Annotated in this window: 21 protein-coding genes; 14 read left to right on the forward strand and 7 right to left on the reverse strand. The window is 47.6% G+C overall.

What is annotated here, in order from left to right:
• Positions 1-7: 7 nt before the first annotated feature.
• The gene (gene rhlB / locus AR383_RS13695; RefSeq protein ID WP_055733640.1) at positions 8-1294 is read right to left on the reverse strand and encodes an ATP-dependent RNA helicase RhlB; all 1287 of its coding nucleotides are present in this window, start codon (positions 1292-1294) and stop codon (positions 8-10) included.
• A 191-nt stretch (positions 1295-1485) separates the two neighbouring features.
• Here rhlB and trxA point away from each other — a divergent pair, with 191 nt between their 5' ends.
• From trxA to fre, 6 genes are all read left to right on the forward strand, one after another.
• Positions 1486-1812, forward strand: a complete 327-nt coding sequence (gene trxA / locus AR383_RS13700) for a thioredoxin TrxA (protein WP_055733641.1) — start codon at positions 1486-1488, stop codon at positions 1810-1812.
• Between the two features lie 201 nt (positions 1813-2013).
• Positions 2014-3279 (forward strand): transcription termination factor Rho, encoded by a 1266-nt coding sequence (rho, locus tag AR383_RS13705; RefSeq protein ID WP_055733642.1) that lies wholly within the window; start codon positions 2014-2016, stop codon positions 3277-3279.
• A 38-nt stretch (positions 3280-3317) separates the two neighbouring features.
• A complete protein-coding gene (locus AR383_RS13710; RefSeq protein WP_055733643.1) occupies positions 3318-4220 on the forward strand; it encodes a hypothetical protein in 903 nt (300 codons plus the stop codon).
• A gap of 32 nt (positions 4221-4252) precedes the next feature.
• On the forward strand, positions 4253-5719 hold the full coding sequence (ubiD, locus tag AR383_RS13715; RefSeq protein WP_055733644.1) for a 4-hydroxy-3-polyprenylbenzoate decarboxylase: 1467 nt from the start codon (positions 4253-4255) through the stop codon (positions 5717-5719).
• A complete protein-coding gene (locus AR383_RS13720) occupies positions 5719-5991 on the forward strand; it encodes a 2Fe-2S iron-sulfur cluster-binding protein (RefSeq protein WP_055733645.1) in 273 nt (90 codons plus the stop codon). The genes ubiD and AR383_RS13720 overlap by 1 nt, the downstream gene beginning before the upstream one ends.
• Positions 5992-5995: 4 nt before the next feature.
• A complete protein-coding gene (fre, locus tag AR383_RS13725) occupies positions 5996-6691 on the forward strand; it encodes an NAD(P)H-flavin reductase (protein ID WP_055733646.1) in 696 nt (231 codons plus the stop codon).
• Positions 6692-6747: 56 nt separating this feature from the next.
• Here fre and AR383_RS13730 read toward each other — a convergent pair whose 3' ends face one another.
• Genes AR383_RS13730 through hemC form a run of 4 tightly spaced genes read right to left on the reverse strand, consistent with a single transcriptional unit; the run spans position 6748 to position 10788 of the window.
• Positions 6748-7917 carry a heme biosynthesis HemY N-terminal domain-containing protein gene (locus AR383_RS13730; protein WP_055733647.1) on the reverse strand — a complete coding sequence of 390 codons (1170 nt, stop codon included), beginning with the start codon at positions 7915-7917 and terminating at the stop codon, positions 6748-6750.
• Positions 7910-9088: a uroporphyrinogen-III C-methyltransferase gene (locus AR383_RS13735; protein WP_055733648.1), complete on the reverse strand. Its 1179-nt coding sequence runs from the start codon at positions 9086-9088 to the stop codon at positions 7910-7912. Before AR383_RS13735 ends, AR383_RS13730 begins: the two co-directional genes overlap by 8 nt.
• Positions 9075-9845, reverse strand: coding sequence for a uroporphyrinogen-III synthase (locus AR383_RS13740; RefSeq protein WP_055733649.1), 771 nt, complete (start codon positions 9843-9845; stop codon positions 9075-9077). The genes AR383_RS13735 and AR383_RS13740 overlap by 14 nt, the downstream gene beginning before the upstream one ends.
• A 10-nt stretch (positions 9846-9855) precedes the next feature.
• A complete protein-coding gene (hemC, locus tag AR383_RS13745; protein WP_083481609.1) occupies positions 9856-10788 on the reverse strand; it encodes a hydroxymethylbilane synthase in 933 nt (310 codons plus the stop codon).
• 244 nt (positions 10789-11032) lie between these two features.
• Here hemC and AR383_RS13750 point away from each other — a divergent pair, with 244 nt between their 5' ends.
• Entirely contained in the window at positions 11033-13513 is a 2481-nt protein-coding gene (locus tag AR383_RS13750; protein ID WP_083481610.1) for a class I adenylate cyclase, read from the forward strand.
• On the opposite strand, the gene cyaY is transcribed toward AR383_RS13750, so the two are convergent.
• Entirely contained in the window at positions 13510-13830 is a 321-nt protein-coding gene (gene cyaY, locus AR383_RS13755; protein ID WP_055735054.1) for an iron donor protein CyaY, read from the reverse strand. The genes AR383_RS13750 and cyaY overlap by 4 nt on opposite strands.
• 80 nt (positions 13831-13910) lie before the next feature.
• On the opposite strand from cyaY, the gene lptM reads away from it, so the two are divergent.
• From lptM to uvrD, 7 genes are read left to right on the forward strand one after another with little or no spacing between them, the layout of a single operon-like run.
• The gene (lptM, locus tag AR383_RS21325; RefSeq protein ID WP_083481611.1) at positions 13911-14039 is read left to right on the forward strand and encodes an LPS translocon maturation chaperone LptM; all 129 of its coding nucleotides are present in this window, start codon (positions 13911-13913) and stop codon (positions 14037-14039) included.
• Positions 14040-14065: 26 nt separating this feature from the next.
• Positions 14066-15319, forward strand: coding sequence for a diaminopimelate decarboxylase (gene lysA / locus AR383_RS13760; protein WP_055733651.1), 1254 nt, complete (start codon positions 14066-14068; stop codon positions 15317-15319).
• 4 nt (positions 15320-15323) lie between these two features.
• The gene (gene dapF / locus AR383_RS13765; protein ID WP_055733652.1) at positions 15324-16154 is read left to right on the forward strand and encodes a diaminopimelate epimerase; all 831 of its coding nucleotides are present in this window, start codon (positions 15324-15326) and stop codon (positions 16152-16154) included.
• On the forward strand, positions 16151-16861 hold the full coding sequence (locus AR383_RS13770) for a DUF484 family protein (RefSeq protein ID WP_055733653.1): 711 nt from the start codon (positions 16151-16153) through the stop codon (positions 16859-16861). Before dapF ends, AR383_RS13770 begins: the two co-directional genes overlap by 4 nt.
• A gap of 2 nt (positions 16862-16863) precedes the next feature.
• On the forward strand, positions 16864-17757 hold the full coding sequence (xerC, locus tag AR383_RS13775) for a tyrosine recombinase XerC (RefSeq protein WP_055733654.1): 894 nt from the start codon (positions 16864-16866) through the stop codon (positions 17755-17757).
• 11 nt (positions 17758-17768) lie between these two features.
• Positions 17769-18476 carry an HAD-IA family hydrolase gene (locus tag AR383_RS13780; RefSeq protein WP_055733655.1) on the forward strand — a complete coding sequence of 236 codons (708 nt, stop codon included), beginning with the start codon at positions 17769-17771 and terminating at the stop codon, positions 18474-18476.
• A 33-nt stretch (positions 18477-18509) separates the two neighbouring features.
• Positions 18510-20684 carry a DNA helicase II gene (uvrD, locus tag AR383_RS13785; protein ID WP_055733656.1) on the forward strand — a complete coding sequence of 725 codons (2175 nt, stop codon included), beginning with the start codon at positions 18510-18512 and terminating at the stop codon, positions 20682-20684.
• Here uvrD and rarD read toward each other — a convergent pair.
• Complete coding sequence (gene rarD / locus AR383_RS13790) at positions 20681-21595, reverse strand: EamA family transporter RarD (protein WP_055733657.1); 915 nt, start codon at positions 21593-21595, stop codon at positions 20681-20683. The genes uvrD and rarD overlap by 4 nt on opposite strands.
• Positions 21596-21608: the final 13 nt, after the last annotated feature.

Consider the following 21608-nt stretch of genomic DNA (forward strand, 5'->3'; position numbering starts at 1 on the left):
GTTTTACTTAGTGACGCGGGCGCCGATTTGACTGGCCACTATTAGAGCGGCTGTTACCCCGTTTGCCACTACGACCGCTATTAGTTTTAGCACGATGGATGCGTTGCGCTTTAGGCAAGTCACGTAGTAAGGCTTCGCTATCGTATTGGCTCACCGGAACCGTGTGCTTAATATACTCTTCAATAGCTGGCAGATTAAACACATACTCTTCACAGGCTAAGCTGATAGCATGACCACTGGCCCCTGCGCGACCGGTTCGACCAATGCGATGCACGTAGTCTTCTGCGTCATCGGGCAGGTCATAGTTAAATACATGGGTGACTTCTGGAATATGCAAGCCGCGCGCAGCAACGTCGGTGGCCACTAGAATGTCCAAGTCTCCCTGAGTGAACTGTTCTAGGATTTTTACCCGTTTGCGTTGCGGTATGTCACCGGTTAACAGGCCTACGCGATGTTGGTCGGCGACCAAATGTCCCCAAATATCTTCACAGCGGTGTTTGGTATTGGCGAAAATAATGGCACGTTCTGGCCACTCTTCTTCTATTAGAGTTTGCAATAAAGCCATTTTGTCTTCGTTTGAAGGGTAAAACAGCTCTTCTTTAATGCGCGCCGCGGTCATTTGCTCTGGTTCAACAATTACATGCTCTGGCTCGTTCATGTGCTCAAAGGCCAATTCTTTCACTTTGAACGAAAGAGTAGCGGAAAACAGCATGTTTAAACGGGCTTTGGGCTCGGGCATGCGCCGCATTAAGTAGCGAATGTCTTTAATAAAGCCCAGATCGAACATGCGGTCGGCTTCATCTAGCACCATGGCTTGAATCGCGTTTAGACTAAATGCACCCTGCTTGAAGTAGTCGATCATTCGGCCGGTAGTACCGATCAGAATATCGACGCCTTCGTCTAAGCTGGCTCGTTGGCTGGCATAACCTTCGCCGCCATACACCAGACCTAGTTTTAAGCCGGTTGCTTTGGCTAATAAACGGGCATCGTTATGGATTTGAATCGCCAGCTCGCGAGTGGGCGCAAGGATAATGGCGCGAGGTTGGTTTTGTTGGCGCGTTTCGGGCTCTGCTGATACCAACAGGTGATTAAACGTGGCCACTAAAAAGGCTAAAGTTTTCCCCGTACCGGTCTGCGCCTGGCCTGCAATATCTTTACCTTTAGTTAAGATGGGCAAGCTTTGCGCTTGGATCGGGGTGCAATTGTGATAGCCGTGCTGCTCTAAGGCTTCTAATACCTTATCCTGCAGTCCTAAGTCGGCGAATCGAAGTTCTGTTAAATGTGTTTTGCTCATGGCGTAAGCATATCACAGCTATTCGGCACTACCAGCACCCATTTATCGCTAAATGTATAGATTATTCACTTATGTTAATTTGGAGTAGCTTAGATTGCCTTGGAATGAGCTTAGGCTTGCATTCAGGGGGAGGATGATTTCAAATAGACTGGTATATCGAGACCGATAATGAAGAATGTTTGGAGTAATAAATGAGCGAAAAATTAGTTCAGCTAAGTGATGACAGCTTTGAAGCTGATGTAGTAAATGCTAGCACCCCTGTGCTTGTTGATTTCTGGGCAGAGTGGTGTGGCCCATGTAAGATGATCGCGCCGATCCTTGACGAAGTGGCTGACGAGTATCAAGGTAAAGTGGTTGTGGGTAAGTTAAACATCGATCAAAACCCTGCTACTCCACCTAAATTTGGTATTCGTGGTATCCCTACTTTATTGTTGTTTAAAGACGGCAAAGTGGCTGCTACCAAGGTTGGAGCTTTATCAAAAGCGCAACTTACTGCGTTTTTAGACGAGAACCTATAGTAACAGTGTGAGCAGGTCGACATTCGTTGCCTGCTTTTGCTGGATCTTTCTCCACATTAGTGCTAATTTTAAACCCGAATTTTTCCTACGCCCGTTATTAGAGGCTACCCCTTGGCCGACTAAACAGTCGAGTAAGCATTCTCCAATAAACCTAACTCATGCTGCCGTCAGCCTTTTCGATAAAACTGAATACTCACCATTATGAATTTAACTGAGCTAAAAAATACCCCTGTCCATGAACTGATTACGCTAGGCGAATCAATGGGCTTAGAAAACCTGGCCCGATTACGTAAGCAAGACATTATCTTCTCGATCCTAAAGGCTCACGCGAAAAGCGGCGAAGCGATTTTTGGTCATGGTGTACTGGAGATTTTGCAAGACGGCTTCGGCTTTTTACGCAGCGCCGACAGCTCCTACTTAGCTGGTCCTGATGATATTTATGTTTCTCCTAGTCAAATCCGTCGCTTTAATCTGCGTACTGGTGACACGGTAGAGGGTAAGATTCGTCCACCTAAAGAAGGCGAACGTTACTTTGCCTTGCTGAAAATTGGCCAAGTCAATCACGACAAACCTGAAAACTCCCGCAATAAAATATTATTTGAAAACTTAACCCCGCTACATGCTAACGACCGTTTAAGAATGGAGCGTGGTAATGGTTCTACTGAAGATATTACTGCCCGAGTACTGGATTTAGCCTCACCGATTGGTAAAGGACAACGTGGTTTGATCGTTGCTCCACCGAAAGCCGGTAAAACCATGTTGCTGCAAAACATTGCGCAGAACGTGGCATTTAATCACCCAGAATGTGAATTGATCGTATTACTGATCGATGAACGTCCGGAAGAAGTGACAGAAATGCAACGTTTGGTGCGTGGTGAAGTGATTGCTTCTACCTTTGATGAACCAGCCAGCCGTCACGTACAAGTGGCTGAAATGGTAATCGAGAAAGCCAAACGCTTAGTTGAACACAAGAAAGACGTAATTATTCTTCTGGACTCAATTACTCGTCTTGCTCGTGCATACAATACGGTGATTCCTTCTTCTGGCAAAGTACTGACTGGTGGTGTTGACGCTAATGCCTTGCATCGTCCAAAACGTTTCTTCGGTGCTGCGCGTAACGTCGAAGAAGGTGGCAGCTTAACTATTATTGCTACCGCTTTGGTTGATACCGGTTCTAAGATGGATGAAGTGATTTACGAAGAGTTTAAAGGCACCGGTAACATGGAATTGCACTTAAGCCGTAAAATCGCTGAAAAACGGGTTTATCCTGCTATCGATATCAACCGTTCTGGTACTCGTCGTGAAGAGCTATTAACGGCTGCTGATGAGCTACAGAAAATGTGGATTTTGCGTAAAATTGTTCATCCAATGGATGAAACTGGCGCGATGGAGTTCTTAATTGATAAATTGGCTATGACCAAAACCAATGATGAATTCTTCGACGCGATGAAAGCGCAGAAGAAGTAAGCAAAGGCTGGCCGTGCAAGCGGCCAGTTTCATTTGGGATGATGAAACGCTTACTACTGATTTTTGGCTTAATTTTTCAACTCTCTGCTCAAGCCGAGCATCCGGGACCTAATCCCCAATCCGCTCCCCTTAACCAGCAAGTTCCGCTGATGATTTTGCAACGTAGCGTTGATAGCTTGATGCAAGATAAAACCGAATGGCTACAAGGTTTATTACCTTATTTGCGCGCTGAAGATCGGGAAGCCCTGCTGTTTCGAAGTCTTAGTTATTTGCAGCAAAATAACTATATCCCTAAGCAAAATTTGCAAGCTTGGCTAGCTGAGTTAGCACTGGAGCGACCGCAGATCTTAGAAGCAGCGGTAATTGATGGCTATGAGGTCATTCGCCCGACTTACGACTACCCCGCATTAGCTCGTAGTTTGATCTTGAATCAGGTCTCTGCCGAGCGCTCGCAACTCTATCTTAGTCAATTGTTACGAGATGAATTTCAGTGGTCGCTTATTTTTCGCCGCAATAATCCCTTATTACTCGGTCAACAATTGGATGTCATTCGAGCGTTTAGCCATTTGAGTGGCCAGCAGTTGGCCTATATTCAGCGGCAAATGCCGCAGCAACTGTACTTTCCCGATAACCATTTGCGGGTAGTTTTGGCTATGGGCATTGGCAGTGATTCGGCCTTGAATGCCGTGCTGCGCTTGCCCATGGATCAATACAGTGTGTCATTGTTGGAGTGGGTAAGAGAGCGTCTACCCCCAGAGCGGGCATTTAGTTTGTTGAAAAGCGCCGCCGAAAACCCCGAATTGCTGTATTTTGCCTATAGTGCGATTGCCCGTTTAGGACGCAGTTATCCGCCTGCGGCGCAATTTATACTGGCACAATTTAGAGATTCCGAACATCGAGAATTGGCTGCAATGGTGATGATAGAAATGCAGTCACGCTAATCACGGCGTATCGACATAGCTAGGTTATAACTATGAAATATAAAGATTTACGGGACTTTATCACGCTGCTAGAACAGCGTGGTGAGTTAAAGCGCATCAGCCTTGAAGTGTCTACCGAACTGGAAATGACAGAAATTTGCGACCGCACCTTAAAGGCAGGTGGGCCAGCTTTATTGTTTGAGAATGTTAAGGGCCACAGCATGCCAGTATTAGGCAACCTGTTTGGTACCCCCGAGCGGGTAGCCTTGGGCATGGGTCAAGAGTCGGTAAGTGCACTGCGAGAAGTGGGGACTTGGCTGTCTTATTTAAAAGAGCCAGAGCCGCCTAAAGGCTTAAAAGAATTATGGGAAAAACTGCCTATTTTCAAACAAGTTCTGAATATGCCAACCAAGAAGTTGCGTTCGGCTCCGTGTCAGGAAATTGTTTGGCAAGGGGATGAGGTGGACTTAGATAAGTTGCCGATTCAGCATTGTTGGCCGGGTGATGTGGCGCCCTTAGTCACTTGGGGCCTTACCATTACTCGTGGTCCCTATAAAAAACGGCAAAACTTAGGTATTTATCGCCAACAAAAGTTAGCCAAGAATAAACTGATCATGCGTTGGCTCTCGCATCGCGGCGGGGCGATAGATTTTAGAGAGTTTCAAGAGCTCAACCCTGGCAAGCCCTATCCTGTGTCGGTGGCTTTAGGGGCCGATCCTGCCACAATACTCGGTGCTGTAACACCGGTGCCCGACACCTTGTCGGAATATGCCTTTGCCGGTTTACTACGTGGCGGACGTACTGAAACCGTCAAGTGTGTGAGTAATGACTTGGAAGTACCAGCCAGTGCCGAGATTGTATTAGAAGGCTACTTACAGCCGGGTGAAATGGCCGCAGAAGGCCCTTATGGTGACCATACCGGTTATTACAATGAAGTGGATGAGTTTCCAGTATTTACAATCACTCATATCACCATGCGTAAAGATCCCATTTACCACAGTACTTATACCGGGCGTCCACCAGATGAACCGGCGGTACTAGGCGTGGCATTAAATGAAGTATTTGTGCCAATTTTGCAAAAACAGTTCCCAGAAATTGTCGACTTTTACTTGCCTCCTGAAGGTTGCTCTTATCGCATGGCGGTAGTGACCATTAAGAAACAATATCCTGGGCATGCCAAACGGGTGATGTTGGGCGTTTGGTCGTTTTTAAGACAGTTTATGTATACTAAATTTGTTATCGTTTGTGATGATGATATTAACGCCCGCTGTTGGCAGGATGTAATATGGGCTATTACCACCCGTATGGATCCAAGTCGGGATACCACTTTAATTGAACAGACGCCGATTGATTACTTAGATTTTGCTTCACCTGTATCGGGTTTAGGTTCAAAAATGGGCATGGATGCGACCAATAAATGGCCAGGCGAAACCCATCGAGAATGGGGTGAAGTGATAGCAATGAGCCCCGAGGTAACACAGCGGGTTGATAGCATCTGGTCTCAGCTGGGTATTGATTAATGACTCGAACTTTTCAAGTCAGCTTAGAACAACAGGTTTTTTCGGTCGAAGCAGAGCAACCTATTCTTAATGCTGCTCTGGAGCAGGGAATAGCTTGGCCACATCGCTGTAGACAAGGCGTTTGCTGCCGTTGTTTGGCTCGCCGTATCAGCGGTGAGCTGGTTTATCATGGCATGGCTCCTATGTTGAGCAATGCCGAGCAGCAACAAGGTTGGTTTTTGGCTTGTTTAGCCAGTGCAGAATCAGATTTAACGATAAGTTTAGAAGGGTGAAAGTATGAAACGCATTACGTGCAAGGTTGCATCGGTCTCGCCGATTTTAGATGACATATTCAATGTTGAGTTACAGCCTGAACAAAGCCAAGATTTTGTGGCGGGTCAGTACCTGCAAATTGTTATGGCAGAAGATGATAAGCGGCCCTTCTCGTTAGCCAGCTCGCCAGAGCAGAGCGAGTTATTTGAGCTGCATATAGGGGCGCCAGAAAATAATGCTTATGCTCGGCAGGTAATTGAAAAGTTACAGAATAGCGGCGAAATTGAAGTTGAAATGCCGTTTGGCCATGCAGGTTTAGATGAAACCAGTCAACGGCCGATACTGATTATGGTGGGGGGCACCGGTTTTTCTTATGCTAAGTCAATTATCGAGCACATCATCGACAGCGAACAAGACCGTGAAGTCTACTTGTATTGGGGCGGGCGCAATCTAGGTGGCTTGTACTTGCACGAGCTTGCCTATCAGTGGGCCGAGTTAGATCGAGTGAAATTTGTTCCAGTATTAGAGAACGCCGTATCGCAGTGGACAGGAAAACGCGGTTTAGTACACCAAGCTGTATTAGAAGACTTTGCCGATATGAGTCATTTAGAAGTGTATATCGCGGGGCGCTTTGAAATGGCCGACGTGGCACGTACCGCCTTTACTCAGCAGGGTTTGCCCTTAGACCAGCTGCATGGCGACGCCTACGAGTTCATTTAAGTGCTTACTGGATTGAAAAAGGCGAGCTTAGCTCGCCTTTTTTATTGCCTGTAATCTTATATCGCCAAGGCTTGGCGGTAATAATGTACTGCTTGCTCTGGTTCGTTTAGTTGGCGATGGACTTCAGCCAGGCCTTGATAACAGGCTTGGCTGGGCGCTAACTGCATGCTTTGCTGGTAGAAGTCTTTGGCTTCTGACCATTGTTCCTGTTGTGCATATAAGCGAGCAATTAAACAGAGTAGCTCGGCATTTTCTGGGTGCTTGTGGCGTAATTTTAATAGTTGCTGCAACAAGGGATGGGGATCGCTGAGTTGCAACTGGTTAGCGACGCTGAGCAGTTCACTGTCGGTATGGCGATTGATTAAGTCGCCTAATAGTTGGTAGGCGGCGTTATTGTCGCCAGCCGTAATTAAGGCTTTGCAAGCTGCAGCAGCAATGCTCATCTGCTTTTTTTGTTTACGTGGCATGGCATTCCAGTGCGCCGCTACGGCTTCAGAACCTTGGCTATTGGCTAGCTCAAGAAACAACTGTTGATAGCCGTGCGACAACTCAGATTGCAATTGTTGCTGGTTGATTAAACCTAACTTATGGGCTGAAGGCAAAATGTCGATGTAGCGCTGCCACAGGCCAAGTGCTGGCAATATACTTAATAGCATGCGTTTTACGCTGGGCTGCTTAAGACTGTCGTGAGGTAGTTGCTCTAGACTGTTGAGTGCTGCAGCATAGTTTTGCTGCTTAATTTGTAGCCGTGCTTGCGTCATCAGTACCGCAGCATCGTTATCGGCTAAGCGAGTGGCTTGTTCTAAGTACTTATCTCGTTTTTTATCTTGGCCTTGTTCCTGTGCGGCTTCAGCTGCGGCTAAGTAGTTGAGGGCCGGGGCATCGCTTAAACCCGCGGCTTTACTCACTAGCTTTTCTGCGTTTTGGTAATCGCCGCGCATCATGGCCAGCATGCCTTGCTGGGTATGACTAATCGCCTTTTGCTTGCGTCGTTGACCCCACCATGCGCCGCTGCGATAGAAGCTTAACCATAGCCAGCGCGCTAGCCATAAGCTAAATAACAGCGCACAGAACAGCAGAAAGCTAAGGAACAAGGCGCTGGTGACTGACATCTCGATGGTGTAATTATCAAAGGCGATCAGCACGTAACCCTTATTTCCGGCCAATTGTGGGCCTAAAGCGAGGCCAATGGCAATGGCCAGTAACAGAATGATGACTTTAACCATTACTGTCTCCTTCTAAAGAAGGAAGCAGCCGTTGCTGACGCTGTTTAATGGCTTTTTCTGCGGCGTTAAGGCTGCTGAGCTGATCGGGGACGCGGTCCACTATGCCTAGCTGTTGTAGCTCTTGGAGGTCTTCTACAAGGGCCTGCGCCTGAGCGTTTTGCATGAAATAACTGCTAATCCAGGTTTCGGCACGTTGTAATTTGGCCTTAAATAATTCGCCCTGAGAGCGGAATAGTGCTAGTTCGGCCTGTTGAATTTGTAACTTTAAGTTTTCTTTTAAATACCAAGCGTGCTGCGGCTCTACCAAGGCTTCTACTTGGCCATCACGGCGGCGTACGGTAATAAAGTTTTCACTAAATTTACGCCAGCTTTTTAATAGATTACTTTGCCAATCTGCACTGTCTCCGCTTAAGTCATTGTTTTGTAGTTCACTGGCTTCAGGTAAATCGATGGCCGCCAGTTTCAGTTGCTCGGTTTGTTGTAAAATCCCTTCTAAGCGAAAGGCGATGCCTTCTCTGTCGGTTAAGGGAAGGGCCTTGAGCATGGTAACATCGCTGTTAATGGCCCGTCGTAGTGGCAACAGGTGGGGATCTTGAGCGTGGCTAATGCTGCTATCAGCCTCTAACAACAGCGCTATGGCGGTGGCTACATCATTTTCTAGCCATAATTTGTGCGCCGCCAGTTGCAGTAGGTAGTTGGCCTCATTGAGTCGCCAGTGGTTAGCATCTTTAATATTGAGCAATGCCAGCTGTTGTTCAATGGCTTGGCGATGTTGCTCGGTGGCATCGAGCTTAGCATTGAGCGCGTCGTTTACTTGGTGCAACTCCGCTAGATTTTGTTGCAACTGCTCGATGTTGGCTTGGCTATTGTTTTGTAGCGCCATAAGGTTCTGTTCTTTGGCGTCTAAGCTGGTATTTAATAGCTGCAGCTGAGTGTTGGTATGTTCTCTATATTGATGCCCATGCCAGTATAGCCCAGCGGTGGTTGCTAGGCTCAGTACAATCGCGACCACCGCGATGCGAGAGGCTGTTTTAGCTTGTGAAGCGCTTGGCTCGCCTTGTTTGTTCGGCCGTTTAGCGCTAGGTTTTGTTTTGGCCTTTTCAGTTTCAGGCCTTGAATCATTGGGGAGAGTAGCCTTATTTTGACTATCTTCTGATTTATTCTGGGTCATGTTGATTCCTTGCAAGTGGCGGCGTGTGCGCTAAAGCCTCAACACATGCCTGATCCGATGCACCATTACACAATATTATATGTTCAAATCCCAAACTCACAGCGTAATTCTGCAAGCGTTGGCTTGGTACTAGTAGGGTTGTTTTACGTAACCAAGCAGCTTGCTGAGCGCTACTCATAAGGGTAGTCAGGTGTTTCAATATTTCACCACTGGTGGCCACAATAGTGTTGATCTGTGACTGCCATTGTTCAAGTTGTGGCTGAGTATAGTTAATTAAATGACGCTGATAACAGCTAAGGTAGTTAACTTTAATCCCTTGGGCTTGTAATTGTTCTGCCAACCATTCTCGCCCTTGTTGCCCACGTAGGATGTAGGCTGTTTTTATTCCGCTGAGTTGCTGTTGAATTAATTGCAGCATGCCTTCGCTGTCTTGGCGCTGTGGCACCATGGGGGTGATGCCGTATTGTCGCCAGCATTCGGCCGTTGCCTGGCCCACGGCTAGATAGTGGGTCGTTTGTGGCCAGCTAAGCTGATGTTGTTGTAGATAACTTTGACAGGATTCGATGGCATATTGACTCACCGCCACTAGCAAACTGTGTTTATCTAATGAGGCTAATAGTGCTGGCAACTGAGAGAGTTGTTCGCTAGTTGTTATGTCGAGCATTGGGGCGCCAATGGCAGTATAGCCATTGGCTTGAAGCCGAGTGACACAGCGTTGATTATTCGGCTGTGGGCGGGTAACCAATACTTGATGCAAACACTTGTCCTTATTGTTGTTGGTAGACAGCTTGTAAAATAGGGGCTGCTCCGGCGTCTAATAGTTGTTCTGCTAGATTTAAACCTAACTGTTCGGCTTGATTGCGAGGGCCAATGATTTGTTTTTCGATGATTTGTGAGCCATCCGGCGAGCCAACCAAGCCGCGAATTTGTAGCTGCTCGTCCTGCAGTTCGGCAAAACAGCCAATTGGGACTTGGCAGCCGCCTTCTAAGCGTCGGTTCATGGCGCGTTCGGCCATTACCCGGCAGGCGGTATCGCTATGGTGCAGTGGCTTGAGCAAGGCCAGTAGTTCTTGGTCGTCGTTACGACATTCTATGCCTACCGCACCTTGGCCGCCGGCGGGTAAAATCTGCTCGGCGGCAATGAAGTCACGGATCCGCTCGGCCATGTCTAAGCGCAATAAACCTGCACTAGCTAATATAATGGCGTCAAATTCACCGGCATCGAGTTTGGCTAAGCGAGTATTCACATTGCCACGTAAATCTTTGACGATCAGGTCTGGACGTTGCGCTTTAAGTTGGCATTGGCGACGGAGGCTAGAGGTACCAACGATAGCGCCCTCGGGCAGTGCGTCGATGCTGGCGTGGTGATTGCTGACGAAGGCATCTCGGGGATCTTCGCGCTCACAGATACAGTGTAGGCCAAGGCCTTCGGGGAATTCCATTGGCACATCTTTCATTGAGTGTACCGCGATATCGGCAAGGCCATCTAACATCGCATGCTCTAACTCTTTGATAAACAGTCCTTTACCACCAATTTTAGCAAGAGGTGTATCGAGTATTTTATCGCCTCGAGTTTTCATCGGAAGTAACTCGACAATAATACCGGGGTGGTGGCGTTCTAATTCTGCTTTTACAAAATAAGCCTGCCACATTGCTAGAGGACTGTGGCGAGTCGCGATTGTCACTTTTTTCACAAACACTTACCTTTTTATTTCGTCACTCGATAGTATCATCTGTTAGTGGCAGGCCCAAGTTTGCTGTCGGGTGAAAAAGCAACAAAAGTTTGTTTTAGCTTAGGTATTGGGCTTGAAATCTTGTATAAAATATCCGCACAGTTAGTGTGCATATCTGTTTACCACTATTATACTAACTGTTAAGATGATCACACTTTAGTGATATCTAAATTACATTCAATATACGTGCGTTAACACTAGGTAATTCAAGTTGCGAGATACTATTGCCTCTCTAATGGAGAAGGCGACCCTTTTTAATCAGCAGAGAAAACAGCTGGCATTACAAACCATGCCTGCTGCGGCGCAACAGGTTTTTGAACTGTTGCCCTTAATGCTGCATTACTCGCACCCCTGCATTCCTGGCTTTGTGGAAGGTGATGTGCCTAGTGGGGTATGCCAGTTTAGCATTAGCGCGCGCCATGCCATTTATTTGCAGCAGCATTTTTTATGCAGCCCTGAAGAGCCTGCTGCACATGACATTCTGGGTTTGTATTCCATGGGCAGTACTGCCACGGTTGGGCAAACCGAGTCTAGCGATTTAGATATCTGGGTTTGTCATGCCAGTGATTTAGCGGCGAACAGGTTGGCACTGCTTAGTGAGAAATGTGCGCTGATCTCTTCTTGGGCGGCTCACCAAGGCGTTGAATTAAACTTTTTCATGGTGCAGGAAAACCAATTTAAAACCGGTTCGATTAGCGAGTTATCAAAAGATAACTGCGGTAGTGCTCAGCACCTTTTGTTACTAGATGAGTTTTATCGCACCGCCTTACCCTTGGCGGGTAAGCACTTAGTGTGGTTTGCGGTTCCCAGTGATTTAGAGCAAAGTTACGATAGCTTTGTACAGCAGCAGTTTGAGACTGGTGCATTTAATCACGAGCAATGGTTAGATCTTGGCGGTTTAGATACCATTCCTGCGGAAGAGTACTTTGGCTCGGGTTTATGGCAGCTGTATAAAGGTATTGATTCGCCCTACAAAGCCGTGCTGAAAACCATGTTAATGGAAGCCTACTCCGCAGATTACCCTCGGCCCAGTTTATTAGCGGTAGAGGCCAAGCGCTTGATTCAACAGAATCAAGAGTTTAGCTTCGAGCAGGATGCCTATTATTTAATGCTAAGCAAGGTCACTAAGTACCTTGAATCGATTGAAGATTACGCGCGTTTAGATTTGGTACGTCGTTGTTTTTATTTGAAAAACTGCGAGTGTAACCCGCTGCCCAGCGACTTAGTTGAGGTCCGCTCCTTAACTTGGCAACAGCGTTTCATGGCTAAACTGGTAAAACAGTGGAAGTGGAGCCAGCATAAAATTGAGCACCTTAATTTACGCCAAGAGTGGAAGGTGCAAGATGTTCGTTTGGCGCATAGCGAATTGCTAGATGCCTTGATGTTAAGTTATCGCAACCTGATCCGCTTTGCTCGACGCAATGACATCAGTGAATCAATTAACCCCGAAGACATTGGCATTTTATCGCGCAAATTGTATGCCGCCTTTGAAAGCTTGCCGGGCAAAGTCACACTGATTAACCCGCAAATTTCTCCCGACTTATCCGAGCCTTATCTTAGCTTTATTCATGTGCCTAAGGGGCGTAGCTGCGCCGAAGGTTGGTATTTGTATAAACAGCCTTTAAAGGGTTTGGCGATTGTTGGCCAGTCGCCCCTGGAACACGCCAGTTATATTTCTAAGTTGATGGCTTGGAGTTACTTCAATCAGCTGAAAACCGCGCAAACGCAATTAAGCTTACACAAGCATCAAGGTGACCTTACCTTAGATACGCTTAATCAATTTGCCGAAGATTTACGACGCGCTTTTCCGGTGAATGTGGATGCCGCGAGTAACCTGGCGCTTACTCGTCCTTGTGAGATCCGCCATCTGGGCGTGTTTATCAATTTAGAAAAAGATCCCACCGCAAACTGGGGCGGCAAGGTTATCGAGTTTGATGCCCTTTCCACCGATGTATTTAGCTTTGGCCGTGATTCCGATTGCTTGGTTGGCTCGGTTGATTTAATTTATCGTAATACTTGGAACGAAATCCGCACCTTGCATTTTTCGGGGGATAGCGCAGTGGTGGACGCGCTCACCACGGTGTTAGGTAAAATGCACCGAGATGCCAATATTCCCGAGCATATCGATGTATTTTGTTATGCCGAAAATTTGCGTGAGCAAATTGGCGCTAACTTTAAGCAGCTGTTGGTGGAAAGTATTAAAAACCGTTTGCAGCCTAGCGATAAGCGCATCGTAAAAACCATTGTATTGGGTAATGATAAATACGGTTTGTTCATTGAAGACCGCGGTGTCTCGGTGAAAAAACTGGAAAATGGCGTGGAGTTTTATCGTCAACTCTCCAACAACAAGTTGCAACGCTTGCCCTTGCAGTTAAATGCCGGCCGCAGCACTAAGGTGCCCAATGTGGTAGAGGCTCACGCCAGTGAAGGTTTGGTGCAATACTTCTTTGAAGATTTGGCCAAGGGCTTCAATATTTATATTGTGGATGAGCACAATCGTATTGAAATGTACCAAGACTTTGAAGGTAGTAAAGAAGAGCTGGTACAAGGCATTAACCGCTTCTATACCTCTTCACGCGAGCAATACGGCACTCGTCATGAGGTGGTGAATTTTAACTTGCCACAGTTTTACGACATTGTTGCCGTAAATGGCCAATGGCAAGTTGCTTCTTATCGCAGTAACCAGACTTAGTTAAAGCTCAGTTGCTCGCCACTTTGCTTGGCGATGGATTCCACCAAAAACGACCAAAACTCTACTCCACTTCGATTACAGATCCATTGTTGGGCTGGTTCCTGCCATTCAAAATGGTAGCCGCCAAATTTTGTCGCTAGCCATAACTGGTGCAGTGGTTCCTGCTTGTTAATCACCATTTTGCTGCGATTTTCAAACTCGAGAGTCAGCACGCCACCGTTGACATCACACTCGATATCGAAGTCATCGCTGTCCATGGTTTGCTCGATACGTTCAAAGGCTTCATCTACCAACTGGTGATATTGGCTATCATTCATCACAATCATCCTGTCCTATTGCTTTTCTTGCTTCGAATGCGGATTATAGAGGGCATTCAAAAAAGAATCATGGCTTAATCATGAACAAACAAGCAATCGCCGTTATTTTGCTAAGCATAGGCTTAAGTGCTTGTGGTCAAAAAGGACCACTCACTCATCCGCAACCCGCGCCAGAGAACGCGCCACAGCAAGTAACGCCAAGCGAGTAAGCTGGGCAACATAAAAGGACAGATCATTGGATTTTTTTAGTTATCAAAACGAGCACTTATATGCAGAACAATGCTCGGTAGCTGATTTAGCAAACACCTACGGTACGCCTCTATATGTGTATTCGCGTGCCACCATAGAACGTCATTGGCAGGCCTTTGATAAGGCGGCGGGTGAGCGTCCCCATTTGATCTGTTATGCAGTAAAAGCTAATTCCAACTTAGCGGTATTGAACTTGATGGCACGTATGGGCTCGGGTTTTGATATTGTTTCTGGCGGTGAATTGGCTCGAGTAATTCAAGCTGGTGGCGACCCTAGTAAAGTGGTGTTCTCTGGGGTGGGTAAAACCGAACAAGAAATAGCCAATGCCCTAGAGCATGGAATTTACTGTTTTAACGTAGAGTCGGAGCCAGAGCTAGACCGCATTAGTAAAGTCGCTCAACATTTGGGTAAGTCAGCGCCGATTTCATTGCGAATTAATCCCGACATTGATGCTGGTACTCATCCTTATATCTCAACCGGTTTAAAAGAAAACAAATTTGGCATCGCCATCGAGCGCGCAGCGGAGGCTTACGCTTATGCTGCAAGCCTGCCGGGCCTAAACGTGGTGGGGCTTGATTGCCATATTGGCTCACAGCTCACCGAAATCTCTCCCTTTGTTGAGGCTATCGATAAATTACTCGCCTTAATCGACCTATTAGCCGAGCAAGGCATTGTAATTGAGCACCTTGATGTGGGTGGCGGTCTTGGCGTGAACTACGACCAAGAAACCCCACCTGAGCCAGCCGATTATGCCCGTGCTTTGGCCGAGCGTTTAGGCAACCGTCAGATAAAACTGTTATTTGAACCAGGGCGAGCCATCATGGCTAACGCCGGCATTTTGGTATCTAAGGTGGAATTCTTAAAGATCTCTGAATCGAAGAATTTTGCGATTGTGGATGCCGCGATGAACGATCTGATCCGTCCCTCGCTATATAGTGCTTGGCAACGAATTGTTCCGGTGATTAAGCGCCCCGAGCTAAGCTCTCGTAGCTATGATGTGGTAGGACCGATTTGTGAAACTGGCGACTTTCTCGGTAAAGACCGCGAGTTGGCCATTCAAGCCGATGACTACATCGCAGTGCGTTCCTCAGGTGCCTATGGTTTCACCATGAGTTCCAATTATAACTCGCGCTGTCGTGCCGCAGAGGTGATGGTGGATGGTGAACAGGCTCACCTAGTGCGTAAGCGTGAAGAGCTAGTGTCCTTATGGGCCGGCGAAGCCTTACTGCCTGAAGGATAAGCCAATGCTGGTTAACTTTACAAAAATGCATGGCTTGGGAAATGATTTTGTGGTGATCGACAATGTCACCCAAAATGTGTTTTTCAATCAAGAAGTGATCAGCCGCTTGGCTGACCGCAACTTCGGCATTGGTTTCGATCAGTTTTTGGTGGTAGAGCCACCTTATGATCCTGAATTAGACTTTCACTATCGGATATTTAATGCCGATGGCAGTGAAGTAGAACAATGTGGTAATGGTGCCCGTTGTTTTGCCCGTTTTGTGGTAAACAAGGGCCTGACCAACAAACGCAGCATTGGGGTCAGCACCAAGTCCGGCAAAATTGTACTGCACGTAGAGAATGACGGCCAAGTAACGGTGAATATGGGCGTGCCGATTTTTGAGCCAAGCAAGATCCCCTTCCGTGCTAAAAAGGCCGAAAAAACTTACATCTTACGCGATGGTGAGCAAACAGTGTTTGCAGGAGTGGTGTCGATGGGGAATCCCCATTGCGTGATTGAGGTGGATGATATTAGCCAAGCTCCGCTAGAAACCGTGGGTAAACGTTTAGAGAATCATGAGCGCTTTCCACAAAAAGTGAATGTAGGCTTTAGCCAAATTATCGACCCTAAGCATATTAAATTGCGGGTCTTTGAGCGTGGCGTGGGTGAAACGCTGGCCTGTGGCACCGGTGCTTGTGCCGCGATGGTGGTGGGACGCCAACAGGGCAAATTAGATGAGACGGTAAACGTTGATTTGCCCGGTGGACGCTTACGTATTCAATGGGAAGGGGAAGGCAAACCGGTGAAAATGACCGGACCGGCAACCATAGTGTTTGATGGACAGGTACATATATGAGTGATTTTGATCTCTCCCAGCCTTTGCTGATTGATGAAACTCTGGTGTTAGAATTCCTGTTGGATAATCCAGATTTCTTCATGCGTCATCCGCAGTTGATTAAACAGCTGCGCTTACCCCACAAAGAGAAGGGAGCGGTATCTTTAGTGGAGCTGCAAGTACAGCGGCTGCGCGATAAGGTACTGAGCTTGGAACAGGAAATTACCGACCTAATGACGGTGGCTAGCCTGAACGAGCGGATCTATCACGTCTATGTTGACCTCTTGCCAGACTTAATGGCCTGCGACTCTTTTGCCGAATTACAACACCGCTTAAGCCGTGCCTTGGTAGATGATTTGGGCGTGGCTTGTGTCTCTTTACGTTTAAACCAGCAGCACTTTGATTTAAGCGAGTTATCGCCCGAGTTTGCTTTAGAGCAAGAGCAAATCGAGCGAATTCGAGTGACCCGCTTAAGCCATCAGCCGCATTATTTTGGTCGCATGACCAAGGGTGAGCTGGAGCTGTTATTTAATGATATCGACGGCTTGGCATCGGTGGCGTTAATGCCCTTAGGCCATAATGCTGAGCTGGGATTTTTTGTGGCGGCCAGCCACGATGCCGACCATTATGTGGCGGGCATGGATAGCTTATTGCTTACCCAGCTTTGCCAAGTCATCGGCAGTTTGATGCAACGTTTAGTGCCAGTACAAGAGCAACGCTGCGGTTGAGTATGCAGCAGCAGATAGAGTTATTCCTACATCACCTCGAAGTAGAGCGCCGCTATGGTCCGGCGACCATTAGTGCCTATCAGCGCAGTTTATTAGAACAAAGCAAGCTGTTCGCCCAATTGGGTTGCGACAGCTGGCAACAGGTAGACAGTGACCGAGTAAGAACGCTGTTACTGAAACTGAAAAGCCGCGGTTTATCGGCCCGTTCCATGGCCAACAAGTTATCGGCTCTGCGCAGTTTTTTTCATTACCTAGTGCAGCAGCAAATCGTCAGCTTTAACCCGGTGGTGGGCGTATCTGCACCCAAGCAAGCTAAACCTTTACCAAAAAACCTCGATGTTGACGCGCTGAATCAGTTGTTGTCTATGCCCAATGATGACTTACTGAGTTGTCGCGACTTAGCGATGATGGAGCTATTGTATGCCAGTGGTATGCGTTTGGCTGAATTGGTGGCACTGAATGTCAACGATGTGGATTTCGCCCAGCGGCAAGTGATTGTCACCGGTAAAGGTAATAAGCAGCGTTGGCTGCCCTTTGGTAGCAAGGCCGAGCAAGCCTTGAAACAATGGCTGAAACAGCGCCGTTTGTTGGTGATGGACGAAGACGAGCCAGCATTATTTGTCAGTAGTCGCCAGCAGCGAATTAGCCATCGCTCGGTGCAAAAACGCTTGCAACACTGGGCTAAGCAGATGCACCTTTCTAGCACTCTTCACCCGCATAAGCTACGCCACTCCTTCGCCACTCACCTATTAGAAAGCAGCGGCGACTTACGGGTGGTGCAAGAGCTATTAGGACACGCGAATTTGGCCACCACCCAAGTTTATACCCATCTTGATTTTGCTCATTTAGCCAGCTCTTACGATGCGGCCCACCCTAGAGCAAAACGCAAACCTTAAGCGAGTCGAGAATGATTTTTTATCGAAGTTGGTCGCCGGTTCAGGCTTTGTCTTTTGATTTAGACGATACCCTTTACGATAACCATCGTTACATACAAGGTGCTGAACAATGGTTAATGGATTACTTGAAATCCGAAGTGCATGCCACCTCCCATCTCGGCCCTAAGCAATGGCAGGCTTATAAGCGTAAAGTATTGAAGTTGCACCCAGAGTTGCGTGGCGATGTGAGTGCTTGCCGTAAGGCTTGGTTGCGCCTAGCCTTTGTTGAACATGGCATCGCGCCTGAGCAAGCAAGCCAATTAGCTGCCTCTATCTTTGAACAGTTTATTGCAGTACGCAGTGACTTCACGGTTCCAGAGGCTAGCTTGTGTTTACTTAAACAACTGGCTACGCGTTACCGCTTACTGGCGATTACTAATGGCAATGTGGACATTCAGCGAATTGGTTTGGCGGGTATTTTTGAACTCGAGCTTAAAGCCGGTGGCGAGTTTAAAGCCAAACCTGAGCCTAGTATGTATCTGCACGCCAGCCAAATTATGGGGCTTGCCCCTCAGCAAATCGCCCATGTGGGCGACCACTGTATTACCGATGTTGCTGGCGCAATTAAAGCAGGCTATCGCTCGATTTGGCTGAATCAAGATGGTCAACAAGCGCGCCAGCTACAAAGCCTACCGGATATTGAAATTAGCCAACTGGCACAACTGCAACACCTGTTATAATATACAGGTGTTTTTCCTCCACAAGAGTACCCCATGGATATTTCTGAGCTGTTAGACGGTCTTAATGATAAGCAACGCGAAGCAGTAGCTGCGCCCCCCAGTAATATGTTGTTATTAGCCGGTGCAGGCAGCGGTAAAACACGGGTATTGGTGCACCGCATTGCGTGGTTGATGCAGGTAGAAAACGTCTCTCCGACTTCAATTTTGTCGGTAACCTTTACCAACAAGGCCGCAGCTGAGATGCGCTCGCGTGTTGAAAAGTTAGTCGGCAGTCGCTTTCAGGGCATGTGGATGGGCACCTTTCACTCCTTGGCTCACCGCTTACTGCGCGCTCACTATCGCGATGCAGGCTTGCCGGAAGACTTTCAAATCATCGATTCTGACGATCAATACCGCTTATTGCGGCGCTTGATTAAAGCCATGAATCTGGATGAGAAGCAATGGCCGGCTAAGCAAGTGCAGTGGTATATCAATGCTCGCAAAGACGAAGGCCAACGCGCCGAACACGTTGACTATAGCCATAACCCGATTGAGCGTAAGCAGTTAGAGATTTACCAGGCCTATCAACAAGCCTGTGACCGCTCCGGTTTGGTTGATTTCGCCGAGTTATTGCTAAGAGCACACGAACTATGGTTGAAGAAACCGCAGGTTCTGCAGCACTATCAGCAGCGTTTTCGCCATATTTTGGTGGACGAATTTCAAGATACCAACACCATTCAATATGCCTGGTTACGGATGCTGGTCACCGAGCATAACAACATTACCATTGTGGGTGACGATGACCAGTCTATCTATGGCTGGCGTGGCGCTAAAATTGAAAATATTCAAAGTTTTGAGTTAGATGTGCCCAAGGTTAATACCATCCGTTTAGAACAAAACTACCGTAGTAGCGCCAACATTCTTAAAGCCTCTAACCAGTTGATTGAAAATAATCAGGGGCGCATGGGTAAGAGTCTGTGGACCGATGACAAAGAAGGTGAGTTGATCTCGGTGTATACCGCCTTCAACGATATTGATGAGGCACGTTTCGTGGTGGCGCGGATCCAACAACGGGTGGAGCAGCAGGGGGCGAGCCTTTCGGACTGCGCCATCTTATATCGAAATAACGCTCAATCGCGGGTATTGGAAGAAGCCCTTATGCAGGAGCGCCTAGCCTATCGTATCTATGGCGGTTTGCGCTTCTTCGAACGTCAAGAAATTAAAGATGCCTTGGCTTATTTGCGCTTAATTAGTAATCCTCATGATGACGCTTCCTTTGAGCGGGTGGTGAATACTCCCACTCGTGGCATAGGCCAACGAACCATAGACTTATTGCGTCAGGCCGCTCGTGAGCAGCAGCTGAGTTTATGGCAAGCGGTGGAGCATTGCCTACAGCACAATGCCTTGTCGGGGCGAGCCGCCAACGCGGTAAAGAATTTTGTTCAGCTTATTGAACAGCTTAAATTACAAACCCAAGATATGGCGCTGGGCGAGCAGAGTGATTATGTGATTAAGGGCTCTGGCTTATTGGCCATGTACCAAGCGGAGAAAGGTGAAAAAGCGCAGGCGCGAGTAGAAAACCTCGACGAACTAGTCACCGCGACCCAGCAGTTTACTCAAATGGAGCAAGACCAAGAGCTCTCTCCATTGGTAGCATTTTTATCGCATGCGGCGCTAGAGGCCGGAGATAATCAGGCCGAAGCCGATGAAGCGGCGGTGCAGTTGATGACTTTACACAGCGCCAAAGGTTTGGAGTTCCCAGTGGTATTTTTGGTGGGAGTGGAAGAGGGCATGTTCCCTAGTCAGCAATCTGCCGAAGAGTCGGGCCGCTTAGAAGAAGAACGTCGCCTGTGTTATGTGGGCATGACTCGGGCCATGGAAAAACTCTATCTTTGTCACGCCGAAAGTCGCCGTTTATGGGGTAAAGAAGTGTTTCATCCGCCTTCACGCTTCTTACGGGAGCTACCCAGTGATTGCTTGGAAGAGGTGCGCTTAAATACCACGGTGAGCCGGCCGCTGCAGCAGGGGCGTTTTTCTTCACAAGTGCAGCAAGCCGCCTTTGATGACAGTGGTTTTAGCTTAGGCCAGCGGGTTTCTCATCCCAAGTTTGGTGCGGGCATCGTACTCAACTATGAGGGCTCTGGCCAGCAAAGCCGAGTACAGGTGCAGTTTGAAGAAGCCGGAGCCAAGTGGTTAGTTCTCGCTTATGCCCGCTTAGCGGCGATTTAACGCGCCGCTTTGACTTGTGCGGCGGCGCGTAGCTGCCGCTGATTACGCCAAGCATCCCAGGTAAATACCATTAAACCCAACCAAATAAAGGCGAAGGTAAGCAGTTTTACTGGGCTTAAGCTTTCACCAAATAAGCTGGTGGCCAAAACAAACATCAATGATGGGCCGATGTACTGAAAGAAACCAATGGTGGATAAGCGTAAACGTATCGCTGCGGCCGCAAAACACAGTAAAGGTAGCGTGGTAACAATACCTGCACTGAGTAGTAAGAGGTTTAAGCTGGTGCTGTTGCTGCTTAAGTTGCTGCTGCTAGAGCTAGCAAAAAACAATAAATAAGCGGCGGCCAAGGGGAATAGAAACAAGGTTTCGACAAATAATCCGGGCAGAGAGGCTAGATTTACCTTCTTGCGTAACAGCCCATAGAGGCCAAAGCTGGTGGCTAAGGTAAGCGCAATCCATGGCAGCGAACCGTAACTAATCACTTGTATCATCACCCCTACCAAGGCGAGACCAATTGCCAACCACTGTGCACGGCGAAAGCGCTCACCAAGAAATAGCATACCTAAGACCACATTAAATAGTGGATTGATGTAATAACCCAAGCTGGCATCGAGTAATCGGTCGTTGTTCACCGACCAAATAAATACCAGCCAGTTAACGCCGATGAGTAGCGAGGTTAGGCTTAAGGTCGCTAATTGTTTGGGGTGTTTGAATACCGCCGCTACCGCCGGCCATTGTTTGCCGAGCCATAATAAACCGGCAACAAAAACGCAGGACCAGACGATGCGGTGAGCCAAAATTTCATAAGCCGGAACCGTGCTTAAACTTTTAAAATAGATTGGGGCAATTCCCCACATAATATAGGCAGCAAGGGCAAATAAAACACCATGCTTTGCAGATTGGTCAGGCATAAAAGAGGCGTTG

This window comes from Agarivorans gilvus, from assembly GCF_001420915.1.
GTDB classification, from domain to species: Bacteria; Pseudomonadota; Gammaproteobacteria; order Enterobacterales; family Celerinatantimonadaceae; genus Agarivorans; species Agarivorans gilvus.

Coding starts and splice junctions, on each gene's coding strand:
- rhlB (WP_055733640.1), bottom strand. CDS start 1,294: ATGAGCAAAACACATTTAACAGAACTTCGATTCGCCGACTTAGGACTG.
- trxA (WP_055733641.1), top strand. CDS start 1,486: ATGAGCGAAAAATTAGTTCAGCTAAGTGATGACAGCTTTGAAGCTGAT.
- rho (WP_055733642.1), top strand. CDS start 2,014: ATGAATTTAACTGAGCTAAAAAATACCCCTGTCCATGAACTGATTACG.
- AR383_RS13710 (WP_055733643.1), top strand. CDS start 3,318: ATGATGAAACGCTTACTACTGATTTTTGGCTTAATTTTTCAACTCTCT.
- ubiD (WP_055733644.1), top strand. CDS start 4,253: ATGAAATATAAAGATTTACGGGACTTTATCACGCTGCTAGAACAGCGT.
- AR383_RS13720 (WP_055733645.1), top strand. CDS start 5,719: ATGACTCGAACTTTTCAAGTCAGCTTAGAACAACAGGTTTTTTCGGTC.
- fre (WP_055733646.1), top strand. CDS start 5,996: ATGAAACGCATTACGTGCAAGGTTGCATCGGTCTCGCCGATTTTAGAT.
- AR383_RS13730 (WP_055733647.1), bottom strand. CDS start 7,917: ATGGTTAAAGTCATCATTCTGTTACTGGCCATTGCCATTGGCCTCGCT.
- AR383_RS13735 (WP_055733648.1), bottom strand. CDS start 9,088: ATGACCCAGAATAAATCAGAAGATAGTCAAAATAAGGCTACTCTCCCC.
- cyaY (WP_055735054.1), bottom strand. CDS start 13,830: ATGAATGATAGCCAATATCACCAGTTGGTAGATGAAGCCTTTGAACGT.
- lptM (WP_083481611.1), top strand. CDS start 13,911: ATGAACAAACAAGCAATCGCCGTTATTTTGCTAAGCATAGGCTTAAGT.
- dapF (WP_055733652.1), top strand. CDS start 15,324: ATGCTGGTTAACTTTACAAAAATGCATGGCTTGGGAAATGATTTTGTG.
- AR383_RS13770 (WP_055733653.1), top strand. CDS start 16,151: ATGAGTGATTTTGATCTCTCCCAGCCTTTGCTGATTGATGAAACTCTG.
- xerC (WP_055733654.1), top strand. CDS start 16,864: ATGCAGCAGCAGATAGAGTTATTCCTACATCACCTCGAAGTAGAGCGC.
- AR383_RS13780 (WP_055733655.1), top strand. CDS start 17,769: ATGATTTTTTATCGAAGTTGGTCGCCGGTTCAGGCTTTGTCTTTTGAT.
- uvrD (WP_055733656.1), top strand. CDS start 18,510: ATGGATATTTCTGAGCTGTTAGACGGTCTTAATGATAAGCAACGCGAA.
- rarD (WP_055733657.1), bottom strand. CDS start 21,595: ATGCCTGACCAATCTGCAAAGCATGGTGTTTTATTTGCCCTTGCTGCC.